Here is a 24,867-nt window from a genome sequence, read left to right as displayed (position 1 = left end):
GCAAATAAATGCAAATAAAAGCCACCTGTTAACTACTGCGCACAATGTAAAGTAAAGTTTACGAAAAAAAGTTCAAAATAATCATCAATTTTCTTATGCACCAAAAAATCTTTACTACAATGTAAGAAATATCAGAAGTTTGTGAGGTATTTTTGGGTAGTAAATGTTGATCAAGTTCAAATATATTGTTGCTTGATATGAAATGATTAGAATATTAAACTAATTTCTTATAAACGCTGGTTTTTTCTAATTTTTTGATAAAACGAAGTAGAAGTTAATATGCAATCAATACAAGGAAACATTATGAACAAAGTAGCAATTGCAGTAGCAGCAGTGGTAGCTGGTAGTAGCGCGCTTTTAAACTCTGCTCAAGCTGAAATGTACATCGGGGGCAAAGTGGGCATGACTACACTTGACGACGCTTGCTATCTAAATAGCCCTTGTGATGATGAAGCGTTTGGTGCAGGACTACATATCGGTTATGACTTTACCGATATCATTGGGCTAGAGTACGGCGTAGACTTCTTAGGCGACTACAAAGCTAACTCGATGTCAGGGGCTAACACGGTTAATACGATTGACGGCAATCTAACGGCTTTAACACTTGCACCTAAATTCAACTGGCACTTAAACGACTCTTGGAATCTGTTTGCTAAGATCGGTGGTGCTTACATGATGTCTGATGACGAAACAGACTTTGTCCCAACAGGTTCTTTGGGTGCTGAATACTCGATCGATAGAAACTGGAGTGTTCGCGCTGAATACCAACGTTACCAAGACATGTCTGACGACGTGTGGGACGACATGGATGCTAACTTCTTTGGTATCGGTGTTAACTACAAATTCGCAGCAGCTCCAGTTGTTGCAGCAGTTGTAACGGAAGAAGTGATCGAGCCAGATCCAGAACCAGTGATGATGAGCAAGGTGCACAAAGAAGAGTACGGTACAGGTACGTTTGAATTCGATAGTGCTAAGTTAACAGAGTCCGTTTCTGAACGTCTGGACAACTTTGTTTCATTCTTGAACGAATATCCTCAAGCTCAAGTAGAGATTACTGGTTACACGGATAGCTCAGGCCCTGCGGCATACAACCAAAAACTGTCTGAGCGTCGTGCTCAATCTGTTGCTGATTACCTAACCGCAGCTGGCATTGGTTCAGATCGTTTGACAGTTAAAGGTATGGGTGAAGAAAACCCAGTTGCTGACAACAGCACTCGCGAAGGTCGTGAGAAAAACCGTCGCGTAGAAGTTGTGGTACCTTCATTTGAATACCAAGAGCTAGTTCAACCAGAATAAGCATCTATGATTCATGATCGATGATGTGGTAAAAATTAATGGGGTGCATTTGCACCCCATTTTGATCTCATATTAAGGGATATTGCCACTATGGTTTTGGGAAAAAGATCAACTCATTATCTTGCACCATAACGCAATCCATACCAGCTGCATGCGCCGCTCGCTTCCCCAACTCAGTATCCTCGAACACAAGACACTGTGACGCCTCCAAGTCGAGTTGTTCCGCGGCCACCAAAAAGGTATCTGGAAAGGGTTTATGGTTCTCTATATCACTCGCGGTTACTACAACATCTAACTTGTCTAATAAACCTGCATGACTTAATAAGCGCATGGCACTTTCTCGTTGGCTGCCAGTCCCGACTGCAATTTTCTTATGGCCTAAATATTCCTCTAACACGATGTTCGTGCAAGGAATAACGTCACCATGAAGCTCCATAGCAGCGAATGTTTCCATTTTAAATGTCGCGACAGTTTTAGGATCTAACGAAAGCTCATGCACACGATTTAGTTCCTCAACAATTTTAAAGCTCGGCATCCCTCCCAAACTGTGAAACCATTCCTGGCAAAACGGAAAATCAAAACGCTCAGCAGTTGCTTGCCAAGCTGCCAAGTGGGCTGGCATGGTATCGATTAGAGTACCATCCATATCAAATATGAATCCCTCATAGGGTCTAAAATCAATCGTGCTCATGTCTTTTCTTCTATTTGTGCATCTGTAATGTTAATTTATCAGCTCTTTCAATCGTCCTTACCGGCATTTACTTATCATGCTCAAAATTTCGAACTCCGTCACAATTCAAGAGTGGGAAATTCAATTATCCCCAATTAGAGCTCAAGGAAATGGTGGCCAGAACGTTAACAAGGTAGCGTCCGCTATACACCTGCGCTTTGATATCCGGCATTCAAGCTTACCTGACTTTTACAAAGAGCGATTACTTGCACTTTCTGATAGTCGTATAAGTAAAGATGGCGTGATCATCATCAAAGCGCAACAATTTCGGACACAAGAACAAAATAAGGAAGACGCCCTAAATCGGCTTCAAGCATTGATAAAAGCTGCCGCTTTACAGGAGAAGAAGCGTATTAAAACGAAACCAACCCGCGCTTCTCAACGCCGACGACTTGATACAAAAAACAAGCACGGAGCGAAAAAACAGCAACGCAAAAAAGTGCTTTATTAGTGCATGTCGTTTTCTCGACATGTTAGTTGAACAACGTTTGCTAGCCCTTGGAAATCTCATTGGATTTCTCTTTTTAGTTACTTATTCAGGAAACAACAATATGACTATTAGGCAAAAACTCTACTTCCTCGGAGTTATCGCCATTTTAGGCATCGTGGCCCTTTTGGGTACGTCATCCCATTTTGAAAATAAGAGCAATGATCTTAATCACGCCATCAAACTCGTTGGTGATCTAGAAATACGCTTACTCAACTTACGCAGAAATGAAAAAGATTTCCTACTGCGTAGTAATGACAAATATCTAAATAAGTTTGACGCCAATGTTGACAAGTTTATAGACACAGAAAAAGAGCTTGCGAACATACTCAAGAGTAATGAATTACCTTCCAGTCAACAATTTAAGCAAGACTTGCTCGCATACCAAAGGGGCTTTCAGAATCTGGTCAGCGCTTACCAACGATACGGGCTTGATTCAAAGAGTGGGCTTCTCGCCGGTTACGAACAAGCACTATTAGAAGCTAAACAACGTTCAGACCACCAGCAGTTATTGGCATTAGTCCGTTTTGACTCTGCGGTAAAAGCAGGACTATTCAATAGTGACTTGCTTGAGGGGCAATATGCTCCGGAGCTTATCAAAACAGGTAAGCAATTGGCGGCCCAAAAGCAAGTTGTTGGGGTTGCTTATGACAAAGGCCTACTCGGTGAAACTCGCGCATTATCCCATGCCGTAGAAGAGCAATTTGAAACCTTTTCCACAGCCCTTAGCTCTGCTGCCGCACAACGTGATGAACAAATGTCGACCATCAAGCAGGTCATTACAGCTCTGATCTTAGTCGTTATTTTCGCATTGATTTGGCAAATTTCACGTTCAATCAATACGCGAGTGAATAGCTTACTTGGCACCATTCGAAGTATCAGCGAAACGAACAACATGGGACTTCGATCTGATTTGAAAGGTCAAGACGAGCTATTTGATATCAGTCATCACCTCAATGACCTATTGGATAAGCTTGAGCATCTAATTAGTAGTACCCAAGAAAAATCGGCGCAACTCACTGCAAGTACCGATAATATGCATCGTGAGTTAGAAGGCGTTATGGAGCAATTCCACACTCAAACTGACCACACTGCATCAATGGCGACGGCAGTTCAGCAAATGGTTGCCACAATAGGTGAAATCTCTGAAAGCACATCAGTTGCGGTAGAAGGCGTACATCAGGCAGCGAATAATGCCGAACAAGGTCGAGGAGTTGTTGAGGCGACGGTAACCAACATCGGTCAACTAACCACGATTTTATCAAACAGCCAGCAGTCGATTGGCTCGCTGAATCAGCATGTAGATAAAATTGGTGGTGCCGTGAACATCATCCAAGAAATAGCAGAGCAAACCAACCTACTAGCTCTCAACGCAGCAATTGAAGCCGCGCGAGCAGGCGAACAAGGCCGCGGGTTTGCAGTTGTTGCCGATGAAGTACGCGCCCTAGCTAGCCGAACTCATCAATCCACAGAGGAAATCACGCGGGTCGTTGCAGATATTCAAACTCAAATGTCGACAGTTGTTGCTGATATTGATCAATGTAACGATCAAGGGCAACAAACACTTAATGCTTCTGAAAAACTGGATTCTAGCCTGCAGCAGATCATCACTGACATGCATTCAATTCAAGGTAATTCGGAGCGCATAGCTTCAGCAATTGAAGAACAAGGTATCGTTATGAACCAAGTTAGCGGTTCAATCACCGAGCTAAACGCAATATCTGAGAATAACATGCAATCCGCTCAGGAATGCTTGCATGAAGTGAACTCTGTCTCTGCTCAAGCTCATGATATGGATGAAGCCGTTGCACAATTCAAAACTGCGCTAAAATAACCCTTTTCAAAATAGAAAGCCCGAGGCAATCATTGCTTCGGGCTTTTTTCAATTGTCACTTCGTGGTTACTGCGCACTTCGGATGTGATTATTCATCATCAAGAGGAACCAGCTTGGTGTTGCCGCCATGAACTTTCTCACGCTGTATTTGCACCAGAGCGTAGAAGCCTGGGATCAAGAATGTACCTGCTAGAAGCACACACAATAGACCACCAATCAGCGACACGCCGAGTGAGTTTTGACTCACGTGCCCCGCGCCAGCGGCAAAGATAAGCGGGAAGATACCCAGGATAAATGACCAAGATGTCATATTCACAGCGCGGAAACGTAACGTGCCTCCTTTAACCGCTGCACTATCGATATCAGCATCTTTTTCTTCACGCTCTTGCTTGGCGAACTCCACAATCAAAATTGCGTTTTTCGCCGCCAAGGCTATGAGCAAGACAAGACCAATTTGGGCATACAAGTTAAGCGGCGTGCCAGTTAGATTCAACGCAAGGAAGGAACCTAACGTTGCTACTGGGACCACCAAAATAATAGCCAGTGGAATACTCCAACTCTCATACTGAGCCACCATAAACAAGTAAATGAAGATCAAAGCCAGCGCAAACGCATAAATGGCTTGGTTACCCGCGAGCACTTCCTGATAAGCCATACCTGTCCATTCATACGTGTACCCTTGTGGAAGAACTTCAGCAGCAACGCGTTCCATTGCGGCAATCGCATCACCACTAGAGTAACCCGGTGCTGGTTGGCCTTGAATGATAGCACTGCGGTACATGTTGTAACGCCATGCCACATCAGGCTCAAACACTTGCTCGTAGCTCACTAGCGTACTTAACGGAACCATATCACCGTTCGAAGAACGAACATGGAAACGCTCTAGATCTTCCATGCTGCTACGGTGCTGGCTATCAGCTTGCATGGTTACGCGGAAGTTCTTACCAAACATGGTGAAGTCATTCACATAAAGCGAACCTAAGTTGCCTTGCAAGGTTTGGAAAATAGACGACAGCGAAATACCTAATTGCTGCGCTTTCTCACGATCGATATCAACGTAGTAGTGCGGAACATTCGCGCGGAACGTGCTAAACGTGTAGGCAATTTCAGGCGCTTGGTTAGCCGCTTGGATAATTTCTCCCATGACCATCGACAAATCGGTACGACTTCGACCTAGCGTGTCTTCAAGCACAAACTCAAAACCAGACGCAGCGCCCATACCAGGAACCGCCGGTGGTCCCATCGCAAAAACAACCGCTTGAGGTAACTCTGTCGCCGCTCGCCCGTTAATACGTGCCGCGATAGCATTAGCAGAGTGCTCTCCTTGCAGCGAGTTACGAGTATCCCAATCATGCAATTTGATAAATACAGAAGCACCGTTTGATGCTGCTGCGCCTGTCATAAACGAGTAACCGTTCGCAACCGTCACACCATCCACACCAGGTTCTTCACCGATCATTTTCATTAAATCATTGGTGACTTCTTCAGTACGTGATAAAGAGGCTGAATCTGGTAGCTGTACGTTAACCAGCAAAATGCCTTTATCTTCTTGAGGAACAAACGCTGTAGAGGTGGTTTTCGCAAAGAAAGTGACCGCTGCGATAGCAACTATAAAGAACGTCACGAGCAGTAAAGACTTCTTCACCAAGAAACCAGCGATCTGGCCATAACGCGTAGTGATGCGCTCTAAGCCTCGGTTGAAAGCCTGGAACCAGTTAGCGGTATTGCCCCCACCCTGCTTCAATACCAGGGAACAAAGTGCTGGAGACAGCGTCAATGCATTGATGGATGAAATCACAACCGAAATACAGATGGTCAAAGCGAACTGGCGATACATGATACCGGTGATACCTGGCAGCATGGCGACGGGTATGAATACCGCAAGTAGAACCAAGGTCGACGTGATGATTGGTCCCGTTACTTCTTTCATCGCTAGCAACGTCGCTTTACGCGGTGAAATGGTTGGGTCTTTCGCCATGGTAGTATCGACGTTTTCGATAACCAGAATCGCATCGTCCACCACGATACCAATCGCAAGGATCAAGCCAAACAAAGTAACCGTATTAATGGTGAAGCCCGTTGCCTGCATGATGGCAAACGTACCAATCAGAGAAACGGGGATCGCGACAACAGGAATCAACGTTGCACGCGCACTACCCAAGAACAAGTAAGTTACAGCAATCACCAATAGAATCGCTTCAATCAGTGTTTTTACTACCCCTTTGATCGATTCAGATACGAACACGGTTGTATCGTAGCTGGTCTCGTATTCCATTCCCTCTGGGAAGTTTTTGCTCAAGCCTTCAAGGAGCTCCATGACGGCCTGACCACTTTCTAACGCATTCGCATCCGATTGAAGAGACAACGCAACGATTGACGCGTCCTGGCCACGGAACTTACCGTTACCATCGTAGAACTTTTTGCCTAGTTCAACGCGAGCAACATCTTTCAGATAAACCGTAGATCCATTGGGATTAGCTCGAAGGACAACGTTCTCAAACTCGCTCACGCTTTCCAAGCGACCTTTGGTCACAAGGTTAAACTGAACTTCTTGCGGATTGTTGTATGGTGCTGCACCTACACGCCCTGCCGCAACTTGAACGTTCTGTTCAGCCAAAGCGGCGTATACGTCTGACGTGGTTAGCTTAAGGTTGGCCATTTTTTCAGGATCTAACCAAACACGCATTGCGTATTCGCCACCACCAATCACGTTAACTTCACTGATACCTTTCGCACGAGCCAACTGATCTTTTACATTCAAGTTAATGTAGTTAATCAAGAACTGATCATCGTATTTGCCATCAGGTGAATAGAAGTTAAGCACCATCAGCAAGTCAGGTGAACGCTTTTTCACCGTCACACCAACCATGCGAACTTCTTGAGGCAGTTTTGACTCAATCTGTGACACGCGGTTTTGCACGTTAACTTGCGCCATATCTGGATCGGTGCCGACATCAAACGTGACGTTTAGGCTGTAAGAGCCATCGTTCGCGCTCTTTGAAGACATGTATATCATATCCTCAACGCCGTTGACTGAGGTCTCTATGGGGTCAGCAATGGCCTGCTCGACAACTTCCGCACTCGCACCGGTGTAGTATGCCGAAACGCTGACTGATGGCGGACTTATCTGTGGGTACTCCGCCACTGGCAAAATCGCCAGTGAGATCGCGCCGGCTAGCGTTAATATGATCGAAATAACCAGCGCGAATTTAGGTCTCTGAATAAAGAAACGACTTAACATAGTGCCCCCTACTGCTTATCTTCAGCAGGTGCTTGAAGGCGCACTTCTACACCATTACGCACACGTTGTAGGCCTTGTGTAATAACTGTATCTTCCTGATCGAGCCCTTCTCGAATGATAATACCTTGTTCAACCTGAGGGCCAAGCTCTACGTTACGACGCTCTGCGACATTTCCCTCAGCCATCACCATCACAAAGTCACCTTCTAAGTCAGTTTGAACGGCACGTCGTGGAATAACAATAACGTCCTTCGTATTCTTATCTCTCAAGTTCACTTTGATGTGCTGACCCGGAAGTAACTTCTGTTCTGGGTTTGGAACGAGCGCGCGCATAGCAATCGTACCCGTTTTGGTGTCAATACGATTACCTAAGAAATCAAGCTTACCGAGATGCTCAAAAAACTGTCCATTTTCCAGTTCAAGCTGAACTTCAACGCGGTTTGATTCAGCCGAGCCATCACCTTTTACTTGATCCATACCCATAGCTAAACGCTCACGCTCACTCACACTAAATGAGGTATGAACTGGATCTAAACTCACCAGAGTTGTCAGCACGCCAGATGACGGAGAAACCAGATCACCCGTACTCACTTTGGTATCACTAATACGCCCGCTAAAAGGTGCTCGGATTTGAGTATAGGAAAGGTTAACTTCAGCAAGTTTAAGTTGAGCATTTGCCGCTTCTAGCTCTGCTCTCGCACCAAGAAGTGCAGCTGTTAAAGCATCAAACTCAGATTGAGAGATACTACCGCGAGGCAACAAGTTTTTACCTCGAGTATGATCTAATTCGGCTTTTTTTAGCGCCGCTTTAGCTTGTGCAAGTGCGGCTTTAGCACTCGCGACTTGGGCTTCAAAAGAAGATGGCTCGATAGAGTAAAGGAGCTGCCCTTTTTCTACCATTTGCCCCTCTTCAAAGTGACGAGCTTTTAAGTAGCCAGAAATCTGCGCGGTAATATTGGTATCTTCTACTGCTTCAATGCGACCGATATAAGACTTGCTCGGTTGGTAGTCGATAACCGTGACATCCTGAGTCACTACGAGAGGCGCTTGACCTTTCGTTTGGGCATTATTAGCTTCCCCGCATCCAGCGAGGATTGCTGTAGCCGCCATTAGTGCGACAAGTGGTTTCTTTTGCATGTATTTACCGTCTTTATAGAACAGGATATTGTTGAATTCCTATCAACCTTACTCCTTGCTGCCACTGAAAACTTCACTGAAAAGCGCCCAAGGTGTTTCTAAATGTAAACATGAGAAACAAAAGGAAAATAAAGTAATTTAGTTAACAGTGGTATTCAATGAGCAATATACATACAACTCAATCATAACTATTTAATATACGCCTTAGGAGATCGCGAATTTTAGCGTGTGCTTGGAAACACTAACGGGAGTATTGTATTCGGGCGTAAAGTGAGATTCAGTGCTCAAGATAAGAACGTTTTGTGGCTAAAAAGGTAAAAAGTGACGCCTTCATACTCAAGACCCCGATTTTGACTATTTTTTTAATATAAATGGGTTATCATTCAATTAATTCAACGCCTTCGACAGAGAGGATGACTATGATTTCTAAATGGGCGAAACGCTTTTACCAGATGGCAGAACTAGTGGCGTCTTGGAGTAAGGACCCATCAACACAAGTCGGTGCCGTTATTACTAAACAGAATCGCATTGTATCTGTTGGATTTAATGGCTATCCGCATGGTGTTTCTGACAGTGTCGACACCGATGAGCGCGAGTTGAAATACCTTAAAACACTGCACGCGGAAGAGAACGCAATTTTGTTCTCAAAACGTGACTTAGACGGATGTGATATTTGGGTAACGCATTTTCCTTGCCCTAACTGCGCGGCAAAGATCATTCAAACAGGGATCTCACACGTACACTGCCCTGAGCAGTCTGAAGACTTTTTATCTCGCTGGGGAGATAAAATCCAAGTCAGTCAAGATATGTTCGATCAAGCGGGTGTGAAAGTCGACTGGTTACCACTAGAAGACATTGAAATTGAAGACAAAGACGTGCGCTAGTATTCCATCTTAATATTTAAATAGCCCAGGAAGATCTGGGCTATTTTGTTATTAAATCTGCAAGAGGTCTCGACGTAGTCTTTTAACTGTGTTTTTTCGCTGTGAGCTCAGCAATTTTGACAATAACGAGTACTGATTTTTCCATCATTTCAACAGAAATAAACTCATGAATTCCGTGGAAGTTAAAACCACCGGTGAAGATATTCGGGCACGGCAAACCCATAAAAGATAAACGAGCACCATCTGTACCACCACGAATAGGTTTTATAATCGGTTCCACATCACACGCTTCCATCGCTTGCTTTGCCAGCTCAATGATATGAGGGTAAGGCTCAACCATTTCTCTCATATTGTAATAGCTGTCTTTTATTTTTAGCTCTACAGAACCATGGCGTAAACCCGTGTTCATTTCATCGACGAGTTTCTGCATAAAGGCTTTTCGATCCTCAAGTCTTTGACGGTCAAAGTCTCTAATAATGTAACCTAGCTCGCTTCGTGCAACGCCCATTTCTGCCGATTTTAGATGGAAGAACCCTTCGTAACCTTCGGTTGTTTCCGGAGTTTGATCTTGGGGCATTTGAACTTGAAATTTCGCAGCCAAGTTCATCGCATTGACCATTTTGCCTTTTGCAGTACCTGGATGAACGCTAACACCATGAAAAATTACATCAGCGTTTGCTGCATTAAAGTTTTCGTATTCCAATTCACCTTGCGGGCCACCATCTATAGTGTATGCCCATTTCGCGCCAAATTTTTTAACATCAAACAAATCTGCACCACGACCGATTTCTTCATCCGGAGTAAAGCCGATACAAATGTCGCCGTGTGGAATGTCTGGGTTTTCCAGTAGCAGAGCTACCGCGGAAAGAATCTCTGCGATACCGGCTTTGTTATCCGCGCCAAGTAATGTAGTGCCATCGGTAGTAATAAGATTGTGGCCATGTAGGTGATGTAAATCTGGGTATTGCACGGGAGATAACACTTCATCCCCCAACCCTAATGCAATATCGCCACCCTGGTAATCTTCGATGAATTGCGGCTTTACGTTTTTGCCAGATGCATCCGGCGCGGTATCCATATGGGCAATGAAGCCGATAGGAGGAACCTCATAATCAACATTGGCTGGCAGTTTAGCCATCAAGTAGCCATTTTTATCCAAAGTCACGTCACTTAAACCAAGCTCGATCATCTCATTTTTAAGTAACTCAGCAAACACAAGCTGACCAGGTGAACTTGGGCAAAGCGTCACATGTGGATTGGATTGGGTATCAAACGTGACGTATCGAAGAAATCTTTCAACTAAATGTTTCATATTTATTCTCATTGTTTTGTACGATGAGGCCTTATCACGCATTGATAAGCTGACGTTGCCTCATCAAACCTCACGCTATGTTACGCTCTTAGCTCAATAAGAATTTGCTTTGAATCATTTTTTGATAAGAAAGGCTTTTGCGCTTTGCTTTCGCTCATTGAAGCATGAATTTAATCTAAAAGTTCCTCAGCCAGTACTCGCCACTCTTTAACCTTTTCACGAAAATGACGCCATTGCTTATCGGTCATCGAACGAGAAACATCTAATGTCAGTTGATCAACCAATGCAAAGTTAGAATCAATATTCAGAGAAAGCTGCTCACTATAATAACTCTCTGGCTCGAACAAGAGTCGCATAAATATATCTTGATAAGTCACAACATTAGATTTGTTGTCGAACAAGTATTCGAGCTCTTGATATACCGTGGCTCGATAATCTCTCCATAAAGGGCTGTTTAAAATAACTTGCTGAGAAAATGTTTGAGCTAGTTGACGCTGATTTCCTGATAGATTCCCCAGCCATTCTTCCATCCACTCTTCAGTGTTATCCAGAATAATTTCACGCACTTCGTCTTCTGTCTTATCGGCATATTTTGTGTTTCGCTCTTGATAATGTTCTTGTACATTACTCAAAAACTCGCGTTCTTGCTCTTTCGTTAATTGCAAACTTAACGCAAAAAGATCTGGTGCTGCTTTGCTGACCACTCTATCGTAATGCGCTCGCATTCTATCTCGATTTTGTTGTAAGTAATTTAAGGTGATATCGCTCGCTTTTAATCTCTCAAGGTCTTTTAAATGTTCGATATATATTGGTAACTCCTCTTTCTTGTGCCAGTCTGCCAACAATAATAAGCGCTCTTCCACCAGGACTTCTTGTTCCCCTTGCAACGAGACATAGTCCTCTAAGTAATCGAGCACGAACCAATCGATATTGCTGTATAAAAACTTTTTCGCACAACCGGCAAGCAGAAATACGAAGCAAAATAGAAGGCCATAACGAAGCGCCTTATTAGATACATCCTTTAATTTAGTCACTTATTCGTATTCCCTTTTCTGTTGATTAAGTTCTATACTCAACCTGTATCACTTAGTATTGCGGCAAACTTACACCAGTGTGACAAATATTGATTGCCACCTTAATAATATATAGAGTTTGAAATTAACTTTTTGATCACAGCTATCCGCAAAAAAGTGAGTTAGAGCGCAATTATCGGCTAAAAAACGTACCGAACGACGCTCCCTATAACGGCATATAATTTGCATGGATGTTTTTTGGATGGTTTATGGAGGCGAAGTATGGCAGCCGCTGAGCAACTTGATACCAGTGTAGAATATGAGATTCGATATTTTGAACAGGGGAAAATGCACTGCATGAGAGTCATTGCTGAAAGCAAAAAAGTGGCTTATCAGTACTATTTGGAGTGTGGTAAGCACAACAGTGACTTGTACTCTATTCGCCCAGACAAGTAAAAAAACCGCCTAACAGGCGGTTTTTTTATTCGTCAGAATCAATATAACTGGTTGATTTTATTTATTATTACAGATTCAAATCCAACAATGTTATTTGATGTCGCCAAAGCGCTCAAGATAAAGGACGGTTGCTGCAGTACGAGAAGGAACTTGTAGCTTTTTAAGTAAACTCTTCATATGTACTTTAACCGTAGACTCAGAGATAAAAAGACGATCGGCAATTTGCTTGTTGCGGAAACCTCTTGCCACCTCTCTTAAGATCTGCGATTCACGATCGGTCAGTGTATCAAACACGTCCTCTTGCTCTGAACGTTCACTCAAATACTTAGAAACTTCTTGGCTGTATGCCTTGTCCCCTTGGTGCGCTTGTTTTAGCAACTCAACCAACTCATCGGGCTCAGTGTCTTTCAATAAATAGCCATCGGCACCACTTCGAACTATTGCTTCTATATCTGCTGGGCTATCCGAAACGGTTAGAATGACAATTCTGGCTTCACAGCCATCTGCACGCAGTGCTTGCAAAGTATCAAGGCCAGACATGCCTTTCATATTAAGATCAAGAAGTACAAGATCCAGTTCCAGCTCATGCGCTTTCGCTACTGCATCCGCGCCATTACTTGCTTCTGCAATAACCTCAAACTCAGGCTCAAAGCTTAAAAGCTGGTGGATACCTCTTCGCATGAGTGGATGATCATCCACCAGCATTACTTTACACACTGTCACTGTTTACTTCCTTACTATGTTGGAATTCTAATTTTACGGTACAACCTTTGTTTATCGATGCTTCGATGTGAAGATCGGCATGCAGTCTAGCGGCCCGCTCTTGCATGATACTCATACCGTAATGATTTAATTTTTCGTCTTGATGTTCAAAGCCTATTCCATCGTCGCTAACGGTTACTGTGACTTTTCCATCATTATCGAGACATTGAATGTGAATATTATCTGCTTGCGCATGTTTGATAGCATTAATTGCCGCTTCTCTTATCAACTGTAGTAAATGAACCTGCTGATGTGCATCCAGTTCAGTTGATGAAAGTCTATTTTTTAGCGTAATGTCCGCAGCAGTTTGTTCACTGAGCGTTTCAACCATGTCTTGCAATGCTTGGCCAAAACTGCCCTCTTTAATCGTAAGACGAAACGTCGTCAGTAACTCGCGTAACTGCGTATAAGCGGCAGATAAGCCCGTATCTAGCTCGGCAATAACTTGATTAGCCTGCGCGATCGCCTTTTCGTCAGGCAAGTTCTTTACGCTTCTCTTCAACAAAGCGACCTGAATTTTTAAGTAAGAGAGTGCTTGAGCCAATGAATCATGCAACTCCCGAGCAATAGTGGCTCGCTCTTCCATCAGCAGAATTTGTTCTGCTTGGCGCTGCGCCCGATTGTAATACACGGCGCGTGATAAAATCTGCACGAAGTTGTCAATAAGAGCCTCGTTCGGACAAGGTAACCCTGCTTTCCAATATAAATAGCCCAAGTGCTCACCATCTAGCATCAGGGCTTTACCGTGGCAATCTTCATCACAATCTTGGCAGCATTCTTCTCCTTCCATCAATATCCAGCTCGGTTCTCCCAGCTGCTCGATTTCAAGTTTGACCGCTTTAATGCCCTCAAGACTGACGATATGCTGCAAAATCGCCTGGAAATTGTCTTGATTAATACGCGACGCCGTGAGTTCTTTTGACGAGTCATACAGCACCTCTAAAGACTGGTTGGCATGCTGCAATTTACGTGTTTTCTCATCAACCGCTTGTTCTAATCCTCGGTACAACTTACCAAGGTCTGTCGCCATCCGATTAAAGGTTCGAGTCAGTATTCCCATTTCATTATCGCTGGATACATTGAGCGATATATTAAATGAGCGATTTTTAATTTGCTCGCTAGCAAAAACTAAAGCACGCAGAGGCCGAACAACTTCGAGGCGCACAAAATGAACGACAAACATACTGACACAAAGAATGCCACCCAACCCTAACCCGCCGATCCAGGCTAAGTTAATCAGTTTTTGCTCCGAAAAGCTTTGCAGCTTAAATACAAACTCATCGATTTGTTCAACAAAACCTGCCACTAGGAGTTGATATTCTGCCGGGTTGTCTCCTCTAAGCACCGCCTTGAGTTCATGCCATCTGATAATAAGACGGTAGTAATCGTGAGTGATGTCTTCTGGCACAGACCAATGCTGAAGCGCTTTCATTGAAGGTGAATATATCGAATGTTCAAATGCGTCAATATGTGAAGAATAGTCAACAGATTTAACCTGAATATCATTCGCCAGACGGTAGCTTTGCATTCGCATCGAGCCAGCAACATTGACGGCTTCAGCATCGTTCAAACTGGACGCTAACGTAAAAATTGCAAAACCAGTCGTAGCGACTGAGAGCAGCAAAATAAGAAGCATCGCGGACGCAATCGTGCGCGTCACCGACTTTTTCACATTTTTAAACAATCTGAGTTCCTCGCCCATTAACAATCCTATTTTTACGTGCAATGAACCCATTACCTTTCAACTTTATCAATATGTGATCACCTGCGACGGAATTTATTGATCCAAAACAATATTGCATACCATTTACCCCCTAAGAGGTATTTATACAAATATGTCAAAAACTACAATTTCGTTAGTTTAAATGACAGTTTATTAATGAAAATTGTGGACTATGCTTAGTTTGGGTTCCAAGTTTCGAGGTGACTAAGTGGTAGACCTTTCCAGAAGAAGACTCTTTGCAAGAAAAGCGCACCCCGACAACGCCGTACGTTTGCCTTGGTTAACTAAACCGCAACAGTTTACGGACGATTGCACTCGCTGCGGTAAATGCATTGAGGCCTGTGAAACAAAGATTATAACCAAAAGTGATGGCGGATTCCCCTCGGTCGATTTTTCCATCGATGAATGCACATTTTGCTATCAATGTGCAAACGCCTGTCCTGAGCCCCTTTTCTTGCCAGAAACAGAACAACCTTGGCAAGCAAAAGCAAGTATCAACGATAACTGCTTAGCAAAACAAAATGTCGAATGCCGAAGCTGTGGGGATATGTGCGACCCGATGGCAATTCAGTTCAAATTAGAACTGGGGAAAGTAGCACAACCCAATTTAGACCTTGATGAGTGTAACGGCTGCGGCGCCTGTGTTTCAGTGTGCCCGACTTCATCCATCAATGTGAGCAATATAACAGCCTAAGCCGAATGTCGTCGGCCAAAGGCAATAAAAATAAATGAGAGAGCTATATGTCACTAAATGAAGTGCATATTTCAAGTTTGGTAGTACATGTGCTGCCGGAACATTTGGACGAAATCAAACAAAAGATAGAAGCACACGAAAATGCGGAAATCTATGGTGACAGTCCTGAAGGCAAGATTATCGTCGTACTTGAAACTGAGAACCAAGGTTTCATCACAGACACTATCGATGCCATTAATAATTTACCGAACGTCTTAAGCACGGTATTGGTTTATCACCAAATCGAAACTGGGCTTGAAGAAACGGATGAAGAAGACACTGGAACACAACATTCCCAAATCGAGGGTGAAGTATGAAAATGACAAGACGTGCGTTTGTGAAAGCAAACGCGGCTGCATCAGCTGCTGCTGTCGCAGGTGTGACACTACCAGCATCTGCAGCCAACCTGATTGCAAGCTCTGATCAAACCAAAATCACATGGGACAAAGCACCTTGTCGTTTCTGTGGTACAGGCTGTTCTGTTCTTGTTGGCACTCAAAACGGCAAAGTGGTAGCAACACAGGGTGACCCAGAAGCACCAGTAAACAAAGGTCTGAACTGCATCAAAGGTTACTTCCTTTCTAAGATCATGTACGGTCAAGACCGTCTAACTCAACCGATGCTACGAATGAAAGATGGCAAATTCCACAAAGATGGTGAATTTACACCTATCTCTTGGGATGACGCTTTCGACATCATGGCTGAGAAATGGAAAGCTTCCCTCGAGAAAAAAGGCCCAACAAGCGTAGGTATGTTTGGCTCAGGCCAATGGACAGTAATGGAAGGCTACGCTGCGTCAAAGTTAATGAAAGCAGGCTTCCGATCAAACAACATTGATCCAAACGCTCGTCACTGTATGGCTTCTGCCGTTGTAGGTTTCATGCGCGCATTCGGTATCGATGAGCCAATGGGTTGTTACGATGACTTCGAGAACGCAGACGCTTTCGTTCTTTGGGGCTCAAACATGGCAGAAATGCACCCGGTTCTATGGACTCGCATTACTGACCGCCGCCTAAGCCACCCTCACGTTAAAGTGAACGTGCTTTCTACTTACTACCATCGTTCATTTGAGTTGGCAGACCACGGCTACATTTTCAATCCTCAGTCTGACCTTGCAATTGCTAACTTCATCGCAAACTACATCATCGAAAACGATGCAGTAAACTGGGACTTCGTGAACAAACACACGAACTTCACTCAAGCAGACACTGACATCGGCTACGGTCTACGTGACGATGATCCGCTACAAAAAGCAGCGAAGAACCCGAACTCTGGCAAACTCACTTCTATCTCATTCGAAGAGTACAAGAAATCAGTAGCGCCATACACAGTAGAGAAAGCATCTGAAATCTCTGGTGTTGAGAAAGAGAAGCTTATCGAGCTTGCGAAGCAATACGCGGATCCAAATACGAAAGTGATGTCTCTATGGACGATGGGTATGAACCAGCATACTCGTGGTGTATGGATGAATAACTTGGTTTACAACATCCACCTACTAACCGGTAAGATCTCGACTCCGGGGAACAGCCCATTCTCACTAACGGGCCAACCATCAGCATGTGGTACCGCTCGTGAGGTTGGTACGTTTGCTCACCGCCTACCAGCGGACATGGTGGTTGCTAACCCTAAACACCGTAAGATTGCAGAAGACATCTGGAAACTGCCAGAAGGTACGATTCCACCAAAACCTGGCTTCCACGCCGTATTGCAAGACCGTATGCTGAATGACGGCGTTCTGAACTGTTACTGGGTTCAATGTAACAACAACATGCAAGCCGGTCCAAACATCAACACAGAGCGTCTTCCAGGTTACCGCAATCCAGAAAACTTCATCGTTGTGTCTGACCCATACCCGACAGCAACAGCACAAGCAGCAGACCTTATTCTTCCTACCGCAATGTGGATTGAAAAAGAAGGTGCTTACGGTAACGCAGAGCGTCGTACCCAAGCTTGGTACCAACAAGTGGGCACAGTCGGTCAAGCAAAATCCGACCTGTGGCAGCTAATGGAGTTCTCGAAACGCTTCAAAATGGAAGAAGTGTGGCCTGAAGAGCTTCTAGCGAAAGCGCCTCAATACCGTGGTAAAACAATGTACGACGTACTTTACCGCAATGGTAACGTCGACAAATTCCCTATCGAAGAAGCTCGTGAAATGAATGACGATGCTCACCACTTCGGTTTCTATGTTCAAAAAGGTCTGTTTGAGGAATACGCAACATTTGGCCGTGGTCACGGTCATGATTTGGCTCCATACGACCGCTACCACCAAGTACGTGGTCTACGTTGGCCTGTTGTTGATGGTAAGGAAACACAGTGGCGCTTTAAAGAAGGTTCAGACCCATACGCGAAAGAAGGTTCTGGTTGGGATTTCTACGGCAATGCTGATGGCAAAGCGAAGATCATTTCCGCGCCATACGAAGCGCCACCAGAAGTACCGAACGATGAATTTGATATGTGGTTATGTACTGGTCGTGTTCTTGAGCATTGGCACACAGGCACCATGACTCGTCGTGTACCTGAATTATACAAAGCAGTACCAGACGCAGTGTGTTACATGCACCCAGAAGACGCAAAAGCACGCAATGTTCGTCGTGGTGAAGAAGTACTCATGGCAAACAAACGCGGTGAAGTACGCGTTCGTGTTGAAACTCGCGGTCGTAACCGTCCGCCAAAAGGTTTGGTATTCGTACCGTTCTTTGATGCACGTATTTTGATTAACAAGCTTATCCTAGATGCGACTGATCCACTGTCTAAACAGACAGACTTTAAGAAGTGCCCAGTCAAAATCACTAAGATTGCTTAACCTTCAGATACTGAATGCTACGGCCGTCATTATGGCGGCCTAATAAAGAATTTAAGCCATAAAGGCGGAGATGAAATGATGAAAAAATTACTTGTCGCAGTTTTATCTGTAGGTGCGTTAGTGACAGGCATTGCGCAAGCTGAGTTGGATAATCCAGGTGGTATTGGAGGTCTAGAATCTTTACGTGGAATGTCTCAATTGGAAGATACGCGTCCAGCAGACGAGTTCAAAGACTTCCCTAAAGATCAAATTGTTGAAGACAGCTATGTTTATCAACCACCGTTGATCCCACACAGCATTCGTCACTACGAAATTTCGTTAAATGCTAACAAGTGTCTTGCATGCCATAGCTGGAAAAATGCAAAAGAGTCAGGTGCGACTAAAATTAGCGTAACGCACTATGTAAACAGAGAAGATGCGGTACTGGCAGATATGTCTCCTCGTCGTTACTTCTGTTTGCAATGTCACGTTCCACAAACGGATGCAAAACCACTAGTGGAAAACGAGTTTAAGGCAGTCGATTCGCTTCAGTAATTGAAACGCGAGTACTAAGAGGTTACTTATGAAAATACTTAAAGCGTTTTGGAAGAGACTGTCGAGCCCGAGTAAAGCTGCCGCTGGTGTGGTTTTATTTCTAGGCTTCGCTGGTGGCCTTCTATTTTGGGGCGCATTCAACACAGGTATGGAAGCAACCAACACAGAAGAATTCTGTTCTGGCTGTCACGCGCCGATCGTTGCTGAAATTCAAGAAACAATTCACTACTCCAACCGTTCTGGTGTTCGTGCGATTTGTTCAGACTGTCACGTTCCTCATGAATGGACGGATAAGATCGTTCGTAAAGTACAGGCATCTAAAGAGCTATTTGCACACTTCGTAACGAAGACGATCGATACGCCAGAGAAGTTCCAAGAGCGTCGTGGACACCTCGCAGAACGAGAGTGGGCACGTATGAAAAAGAATGACTCTCTTGAATGTCGTAACTGTCATGAGTTTGATTTCATGGATTACTCTCAGCAAGGATCACGTGCGGCAGAACAACACTCCACCGCTCTAGCTTCAGGCGAGAAAACATGTGTAGACTGTCACAAAGGTATTGCGCACAAACTACCAGACATGAGCGGCGTTGAAGGCTGGCACTAAGGAGACTTACCATGAGTACATTAGAATCTGTAATTTGGCATATCCTTGGCTACAGTGCTATGCCAGTGATTATTCTTTCCGGCTTTGTGGCGGTAGCAGCAATCTCTCTCTGGCTGCTGTCATTTGGTAAGGATAAAGAGGTGTAACGTAACGCATCTCTACTCGTCAACTAGCCTATTTGTTGACACTGAGCGCCGAGCAAATGCTCGGCGCTTTTTATTTATTAATCAATGGTACTTGCCAACAATAAACAAGCAATCATACATAAAAAAAGCGACCATAAAGGCCGCTAAGATTTACTGCTATAGGGAGTCGTTTAAGATTCTTTTACTGGCAGAACCTGTTTGACGTATTGTCCTGGCGCCTCATCAATAACCGGATGGTTTTCTGAGCCAATAGGGAAAGGCTCAACTTGCTCTTTAGGGTTGAATTGGAGTAACCACTCGTTCCAGTGTGTCCACCACGATCCCTCTTTGTGTTCCGCGTTATTCAACCACTCATCAGCAGAGTCATCCAAATTATCGTTCAACCAATAACCATACTTATTTTTAGCTGGAGGGTTCACGATGCCCGCAATATGACCAGATTCACCGAGGACAAACGTTTTGTTACCACCCGTGTTCAGCGCACCACGGTAAGTTCCCTGCCATAACGCAATGTGGTCTTCTTTCGTTGACACAAAATAGCTAGGAATTTTGATCTTATTTAGATCAATCCATACTCCACCAATTTTGACGCCTTTATCTTGCACCAGCTTGTTCTCTAAATAGAGCTCGCGAAGCAAGAAATTGTGAGATGCAGCGCTGACGTTGGTGCTATCGCTATTCCAGTACAACAAGTCGAAATCAACCGGACTGTTACCCTTCAAGTAATTGTCGACGTAGTAGTTCCAGTACAAGCTGTTTTCACGCAGTAAACTAAACGTCACGCTTAAGGAACGGCCGTCCATATACCCTTTTGCGTTATTTTGCGCTTCAATTGCACTAACAATGGTGTCATTGATATACGCGCCGACTTCACCTGGTTGAGAGAAGTCGAGCAACGTGGTGAAGAAAGTGGCAGACTTAATGCGCTTCTTCATACGTTTTGCAGCGTAGTAGGCAACCGTGCTTGCTAAAACAGTACCACCGATACAATAACCAGCAGCATTGATTTGCTCTTGTCCTGTTATATCTTCAATTGCAGCGACGGCTTTCACTACGCCTTCTGTCACGTAGTCACCAAACTCTATGTGCGCTTGTGCCTTGCCTGGATTGCGCCAAGACATCATAAATACACTATGCCCCTGCTCTAACAACCATCGAACCATTGAGTTCTTTGCTGTTAAATCAAGGATGTAGTATTTATTGATGAAAGGTGGGACGATGAGCAGCGGCGTCGCATTCACTTTCTCTGTTAGAGGTCGATATTGAATCAACTCAAACAATTCGTTTTGAAAAACCACATTGCCCTGTGTCGTCGCAACGTCATCGCCCACGCGGAATGCATTGTTATTCGTCATACGAATTTTTAAAATGTCTGCGCTCGACTCAACGTCTTCTTTCAACTGCTCTAAGCCTGCCAGTAAGTTTTGACCGTTTTGCTCAAGTGTCAGCTTCAAAAGCTCTGGGTTAGTGGCGATGAAGTTGGAAGGAGAAAGGGCGTTAATGGCTTGGCGAGAGAAAAAAATAATACGTTCTTTCGTCTTTTCATCTAAGCCTTCCAAAGACTCGATGGTGTCCAGATAGGTCTTACTAAATAAAAGGTAGGATTGTTTGATGAAGCTATACATGGCTTCATTTTGCCACGCTTCGTTTGAGAAACGCTTATCCCCTTTTTCAGCTTCGACGATTTGTGCTTGGTTCCCTGCCAATGCAACATTCTGCCAAATTTGCAGCTGCTGTTCCCACCACTGTGCTTGCAGCTTTAAAATCGCAGCAGGCTGATTCGCAGCTTGTTCGAACAGTTTGGCAGTATCCTCAAAGTTCACTTCTTGCATGGCCTTGTTTAAAGGAGAGTTCACGACTGCCTTGTTCACTTCGAAATCATGCCACCACTGATGATTGGTTTCCTGAAGCTTCACAAGATAGTCCGAAAAGAAGTGTTGAAACATAGTCTTACTCCTATATTCGGAAAAAACAACGCCGCCCAAATCTAGGGGCGGCGAGAATCGGACAAATTACGCTGGAGTAACAGTCTTTAGATTTTCCGAAGTCATTTTCTCAACGTCTTCTTTGAACTCTTTTGCAATCGCTTGAAGCTTGTTGCTGTCATCCATCATTTGTTGAGAAAGTTTAGTAAGTACGCTTAGTTGCTGACTGTTGAAAGCAGTCAATGACGTTACGTCTTTGATTTCTGTCGCTGCTTTCATCTGGTTTAGACCCACTTCACTGTATGTGCGAATGGCGTTCAATTGAAGCTCGGTCAACACTTCTACGTTTTTTGTCACTAGCTTGTTGAACTTCAAGTAAGGTTCTAGATTTTTTTCAGTTTGATCGCTAAATGTTTTGAAGAAATCTGTGTACATGGTTTGTCTCCTAGAGAAAGAATTAAAAATGTCCGTTTAAATAATTACTTAACTGTCTTTACAACCACAGCCGTGCCCATGCCGCCGCCCACACAAAGTGAAGCAACGCCATATTGACCATTTTGCTTATGAAGCTCGTGAACCAGCGTGACTAAGATTCGGTTGCCAGAAGCACCAAGCGGGTGTCCTAGCGCGATAGCACCACCGTTAAAGTTCGCTTTATCTTGAATCGCGTTAACTGGAACTTGGTTTGTTTCCGCCAACTGATGAATCACGCCAAGTGCTTGCGCTGCAAATGCTTCGTTTAACTCGTAAACGTCGATGTCGTGTACACTGAGTTCTGCTTTTTCGAGTGCTTTATTGACCGACTCAACAGGACCTAGGCCCATGATCTTCGGATCAAGACCCGATTGCGCATAGCTTACGATCTCAGCAAGCGGCGTTAATCCATGCGCTTTAACTGCGCTTTCAGATGCAACGATAATCGCACTCGCGCCATCGTTAATACCTGATGCATTACCCGCAGTCACAGTGCCTTCGCGGTCAAAAGCAGGACGTAGCTTGCTTAAGGCTTCCATTGTCGCGTTCGCTTTTGGGTATTCATCCGTATCAAACATCACGGTTTCACGGCGTTGCTTTACTTCCACTGGCACAATTTCGTCTTGAAATTTGCCAGCTTCGATAGCGGCTACCGCTTTCTGTTGGCTAGACAGCGCGTATTCGTCTTGCTGCTGGCGAGTTAAGCCGATTTGTTTTGCTACGTTTTCTGCCGTCACACCCATGTGATATTGGTTGTAAACATCGGTTAAACCGTCCGCTACGAGCAGATCTTTTAGCTCCAGATTGCCCATTTTGTTGCCATCACGAATGCTGCTTGGTGCAGCAAACGGAATCTGCGACATGACTTCAACACCCGCTGCAACAACGATCTCAGCATCGCCACTACGGATATGGGACACGGCATCCATGACCGTTTTCATGCCACTACCGCAAACCATGTTTACGCCATATGCAGGAACAGATTCAGGAACCCCCGCAAACAGTGCCGCTTGGCGGCCAACACCCATTCCTTGACCTGCACCAACAACGTTGCCAACAATCACTTCGTCAACCTTGTCGCCAGGCAACTTTGCCGCTTCCAACGCGCCTTTAATCGCTACTGCTGCCAGATCGCCAGCAGAAGTATTTTTCAGGCTGCCACCAAAAGCACCAATTGGAGTACGCTTCGCCGCTACGATAAATACTTTTTCCATCATCTTCTCTCCTTAGTGCATGTATAGGCCGCCGTTCACCGACAAAGTCTCTCCGGTGATGTAGGCGCCCGCATCGCTGACCAAGAAGCTCACTGATGCTGCAATTTCTTCTGGTGTCGCAAGACGTTTCATTGGAATTTGGTTCGTGATGGATTCCAGCACTTCTGGCTTCATTTGCTCAACCATTGGCGTACCCGTGTAACCCGGAGCGATAACATTAACTGTCACACCCGAGCGAGCACCTTCGTATGCTAAGGCTTTAGAGAAACCGATCATCCCAGCTTTCGCCGCCGAGTAGTTTGCTTGACCAAACTGCCCTTTAAGACCATTGACTGAAGAGATATTGATGACACGACCACCGCCTTTTTCGCACATTGCAGCAAAGAGGGGTTGCGTAACGTTGAATAAACTATTGAGGTTAGTATTGATGACATCATTCCAAGCTTGCGCAGTCATCTTTTTAAACACGCCATCACGTGTGATTCCTGCGTTGTTGACAACAACATCAATGGTTCCTTCCTCCCCAAGCAATTGCGCCAATTTCTCTGCACACTCTGTCGTGTTTGTTACATCCAACTCAAAAAGGCGAACCTGATCTTTCGTAAACCCTTTGCTGTTGAACCACTCCAGCGCACATTCGTAGTTACCTGTGAAATAAGTAGCGATTACACGGTAACCGTCATTGACTAATTGAGAGGAAATAGCAGAACCAATTCCGCCTTTTGATCCAGTGATCAAAGCGACTTTCTTCATTGAAGACTCCATTCTTAACGGCATTTAAAAAGCAAACTTAATACACTGATGAAATAGTTCACCAACTGACGTGTTTATTTATTCTTTTGACAACCAATCCCGTGCTGCCTTTATTTTAAGTTAACCTAGAAATATTACATTTCAAATAAAAAACTCACCCAATTGCATAAGATTGATTTAGATCTCATTACCCGTGAAATGTTATAAAATGGTTAATTTTACATAAGTCATTGTTTTAAATCACACTTCCACAAAAGCCACACCAACAGAAATAGAAACATAATTATTAAATATCATGCACTTACATACAGAATGGTAGACGTTACATTATGTCATGATTTAAGATCTGAATTTTAAGCCTATATGATTACAACAAACTTGAGATTAGAATAATAATTCAATTATCAGTAAAAATAATTATCAAACATATCATTTAATTACTGCATTTAATGATAATTTAGTTATCAATTCGATTATTTTAATACAGTGATGATTAATACCGATAAAATATAATAAATTAAATATATTTAATCTAAAAATGATATAAGAGCTTGTCTCATACTGGTGCAATACGCACTATTATGACGCATAGATTAAAATATAATTTCATTTTAAATTTATATATTCGAAGAACATCAACTAGCTACTAGTGAAAGTAATCGTTCGCTTTGTAGTAGCATCCTTTTCCACTTTGCACTATCTTTGTGGCTTCTCTTTAATCACTAAATGGCTTTGTTGCGTAATTCAGACGAGAAACCAAACCTCCTAAAGTTGACCGACTTTTATACAATATACTGAGTTTCA

22 protein-coding genes are annotated in these 24,867 nt (G+C 44.0%); 11 read left to right on the top strand and 11 right to left on the bottom strand.

Annotated features, from left to right (window positions below; all coding sequences use genetic code 11):
- Window positions 1-303: 303 nt before the first annotated feature.
- Window positions 304-1,296: an OmpA family protein gene (locus R7041_RS12625; protein ID WP_017819897.1), complete on the top strand. Its 993-nt coding sequence runs from the start codon at window positions 304-306 to the stop codon at window positions 1,294-1,296.
- Between the two features lie 88 nt (window positions 1,297-1,384).
- Here R7041_RS12625 and R7041_RS12620 read toward each other — a convergent pair whose 3' ends face one another.
- Window positions 1,385-1,987: a beta-phosphoglucomutase family hydrolase gene (locus R7041_RS12620; protein ID WP_206949621.1), complete on the bottom strand. Its 603-nt coding sequence runs from the start codon at window positions 1,985-1,987 to the stop codon at window positions 1,385-1,387.
- A 76-nt stretch (window positions 1,988-2,063) separates the two neighbouring features.
- Between R7041_RS12620 and arfB the strand changes: the two genes are divergently transcribed.
- Window positions 2,064-2,477: an alternative ribosome rescue aminoacyl-tRNA hydrolase ArfB gene (gene arfB / locus R7041_RS12615; RefSeq protein WP_017635196.1), complete on the top strand. Its 414-nt coding sequence runs from the start codon at window positions 2,064-2,066 to the stop codon at window positions 2,475-2,477.
- Window positions 2,478-2,577: 100 nt separating this feature from the next.
- Complete coding sequence (locus tag R7041_RS12610; RefSeq protein WP_025767924.1) at window positions 2,578-4,347, top strand: methyl-accepting chemotaxis protein; 1,770 nt, start codon at window positions 2,578-2,580, stop codon at window positions 4,345-4,347.
- Window positions 4,348-4,435: 88 nt separating this feature from the next.
- Here R7041_RS12610 and vmeZ read toward each other — a convergent pair whose 3' ends face one another.
- The gene (vmeZ, locus tag R7041_RS12605; RefSeq protein WP_206949620.1) at window positions 4,436-7,588 is read right to left on the bottom strand and encodes a multidrug efflux RND transporter permease subunit VmeZ; all 3,153 of its coding nucleotides are present in this window, start codon (window positions 7,586-7,588) and stop codon (window positions 4,436-4,438) included.
- Window positions 7,589-7,596: 8 nt separating this feature from the next.
- Complete coding sequence (gene vmeY / locus R7041_RS12600) at window positions 7,597-8,724, bottom strand: multidrug efflux RND transporter periplasmic adaptor subunit VmeY (RefSeq protein ID WP_064369359.1); 1,128 nt, start codon at window positions 8,722-8,724, stop codon at window positions 7,597-7,599.
- A gap of 419 nt (window positions 8,725-9,143) precedes the next feature.
- Between vmeY and R7041_RS12595 the strand changes: the two genes are divergently transcribed.
- A complete protein-coding gene (locus tag R7041_RS12595) occupies window positions 9,144-9,608 on the top strand; it encodes a dCMP deaminase family protein (protein WP_005373515.1) in 465 nt (154 codons plus the stop codon).
- A gap of 82 nt (window positions 9,609-9,690) precedes the next feature.
- Here the strand turns inward: R7041_RS12595 and pepT are convergent, their stop codons facing one another.
- Both pepT and R7041_RS12585 read right to left on the bottom strand, forming a co-directional pair.
- The gene (gene pepT, locus R7041_RS12590; RefSeq protein ID WP_053349258.1) at window positions 9,691-10,920 is read right to left on the bottom strand and encodes a peptidase T; all 1,230 of its coding nucleotides are present in this window, start codon (window positions 10,918-10,920) and stop codon (window positions 9,691-9,693) included.
- Between the two features lie 170 nt (window positions 10,921-11,090).
- Window positions 11,091-11,954, bottom strand: coding sequence for a DUF6279 family lipoprotein (locus R7041_RS12585; RefSeq protein WP_053349259.1), 864 nt, complete (start codon window positions 11,952-11,954; stop codon window positions 11,091-11,093).
- Between the two features lie 261 nt (window positions 11,955-12,215).
- Between R7041_RS12585 and R7041_RS12580 the strand changes: the two genes are divergently transcribed.
- Entirely contained in the window at window positions 12,216-12,389 is a 174-nt protein-coding gene (locus R7041_RS12580) for a hypothetical protein (RefSeq protein WP_005373524.1), read from the top strand.
- Window positions 12,390-12,479: 90 nt separating this feature from the next.
- Here R7041_RS12580 and R7041_RS12575 read toward each other — a convergent pair whose 3' ends face one another.
- Window positions 12,480-13,094, bottom strand: coding sequence for a response regulator (locus tag R7041_RS12575; protein WP_031777156.1), 615 nt, complete (start codon window positions 13,092-13,094; stop codon window positions 12,480-12,482).
- A 4-nt stretch (window positions 13,095-13,098) separates the two neighbouring features.
- Entirely contained in the window at window positions 13,099-14,835 is a 1,737-nt protein-coding gene (narQ, locus tag R7041_RS12570) for a nitrate/nitrite two-component system sensor histidine kinase NarQ (protein WP_025767926.1), read from the bottom strand.
- Between the two features lie 247 nt (window positions 14,836-15,082).
- On the opposite strand from narQ, the gene napF reads away from it, so the two are divergent.
- The 6 genes from napF (at window position 15,083) to R7041_RS12540 (ending at window position 19,697) form a co-directional block, all read left to right on the top strand.
- Window positions 15,083-15,568, top strand: a complete 486-nt coding sequence (gene napF, locus R7041_RS12565) for a ferredoxin-type protein NapF (RefSeq protein ID WP_080276949.1) — start codon at window positions 15,083-15,085, stop codon at window positions 15,566-15,568.
- A gap of 47 nt (window positions 15,569-15,615) precedes the next feature.
- A complete protein-coding gene (locus tag R7041_RS12560) occupies window positions 15,616-15,924 on the top strand; it encodes a chaperone NapD (RefSeq protein WP_005373535.1) in 309 nt (102 codons plus the stop codon).
- Window positions 15,921-18,410 (top strand): periplasmic nitrate reductase subunit alpha, encoded by a 2,490-nt coding sequence (gene napA, locus R7041_RS12555; RefSeq protein WP_206949619.1) that lies wholly within the window; start codon window positions 15,921-15,923, stop codon window positions 18,408-18,410. The genes R7041_RS12560 and napA overlap by 4 nt, the downstream gene beginning before the upstream one ends.
- A gap of 78 nt (window positions 18,411-18,488) precedes the next feature.
- Window positions 18,489-18,944: a nitrate reductase cytochrome c-type subunit gene (locus R7041_RS12550; RefSeq protein ID WP_005389061.1), complete on the top strand. Its 456-nt coding sequence runs from the start codon at window positions 18,489-18,491 to the stop codon at window positions 18,942-18,944.
- A gap of 28 nt (window positions 18,945-18,972) precedes the next feature.
- The gene (locus tag R7041_RS12545; RefSeq protein ID WP_005373542.1) at window positions 18,973-19,551 is read left to right on the top strand and encodes a NapC/NirT family cytochrome c; all 579 of its coding nucleotides are present in this window, start codon (window positions 18,973-18,975) and stop codon (window positions 19,549-19,551) included.
- An 11-nt stretch (window positions 19,552-19,562) separates the two neighbouring features.
- Window positions 19,563-19,697: a TIGR02808 family protein gene (locus R7041_RS12540; protein WP_005373546.1), complete on the top strand. Its 135-nt coding sequence runs from the start codon at window positions 19,563-19,565 to the stop codon at window positions 19,695-19,697.
- 170 nt (window positions 19,698-19,867) lie between these two features.
- On the opposite strand, the gene phaC is transcribed toward R7041_RS12540, so the two are convergent.
- From phaC to R7041_RS12520, 4 genes are all read right to left on the bottom strand, one after another.
- Window positions 19,868-21,643, bottom strand: coding sequence for a class I poly(R)-hydroxyalkanoic acid synthase (gene phaC, locus R7041_RS12535; protein ID WP_017819891.1), 1,776 nt, complete (start codon window positions 21,641-21,643; stop codon window positions 19,868-19,870).
- A gap of 66 nt (window positions 21,644-21,709) precedes the next feature.
- Window positions 21,710-22,057 carry a phasin family protein gene (locus R7041_RS12530; protein ID WP_005373550.1) on the bottom strand — a complete coding sequence of 116 codons (348 nt, stop codon included), beginning with the start codon at window positions 22,055-22,057 and terminating at the stop codon, window positions 21,710-21,712.
- A 44-nt stretch (window positions 22,058-22,101) separates the two neighbouring features.
- Complete coding sequence (locus R7041_RS12525; protein ID WP_054574713.1) at window positions 22,102-23,310, bottom strand: acetyl-CoA C-acetyltransferase; 1,209 nt, start codon at window positions 23,308-23,310, stop codon at window positions 22,102-22,104.
- 12 nt (window positions 23,311-23,322) lie between these two features.
- Complete coding sequence (locus tag R7041_RS12520) at window positions 23,323-24,063, bottom strand: SDR family oxidoreductase (protein ID WP_005373555.1); 741 nt, start codon at window positions 24,061-24,063, stop codon at window positions 23,323-23,325.
- Window positions 24,064-24,867 lie beyond the last annotated feature (804 nt).

It is taken from the genome of Vibrio sp. 1751, from assembly GCF_033339895.1.
In the GTDB taxonomy this organism is placed as follows: domain Bacteria; phylum Pseudomonadota; class Gammaproteobacteria; order Enterobacterales; family Vibrionaceae; genus Vibrio; species Vibrio alginolyticus.
The sequence above is the reverse complement of the archived record's forward strand: the minus strand, read 5'-3'. Positions and strand labels throughout refer to the sequence as shown.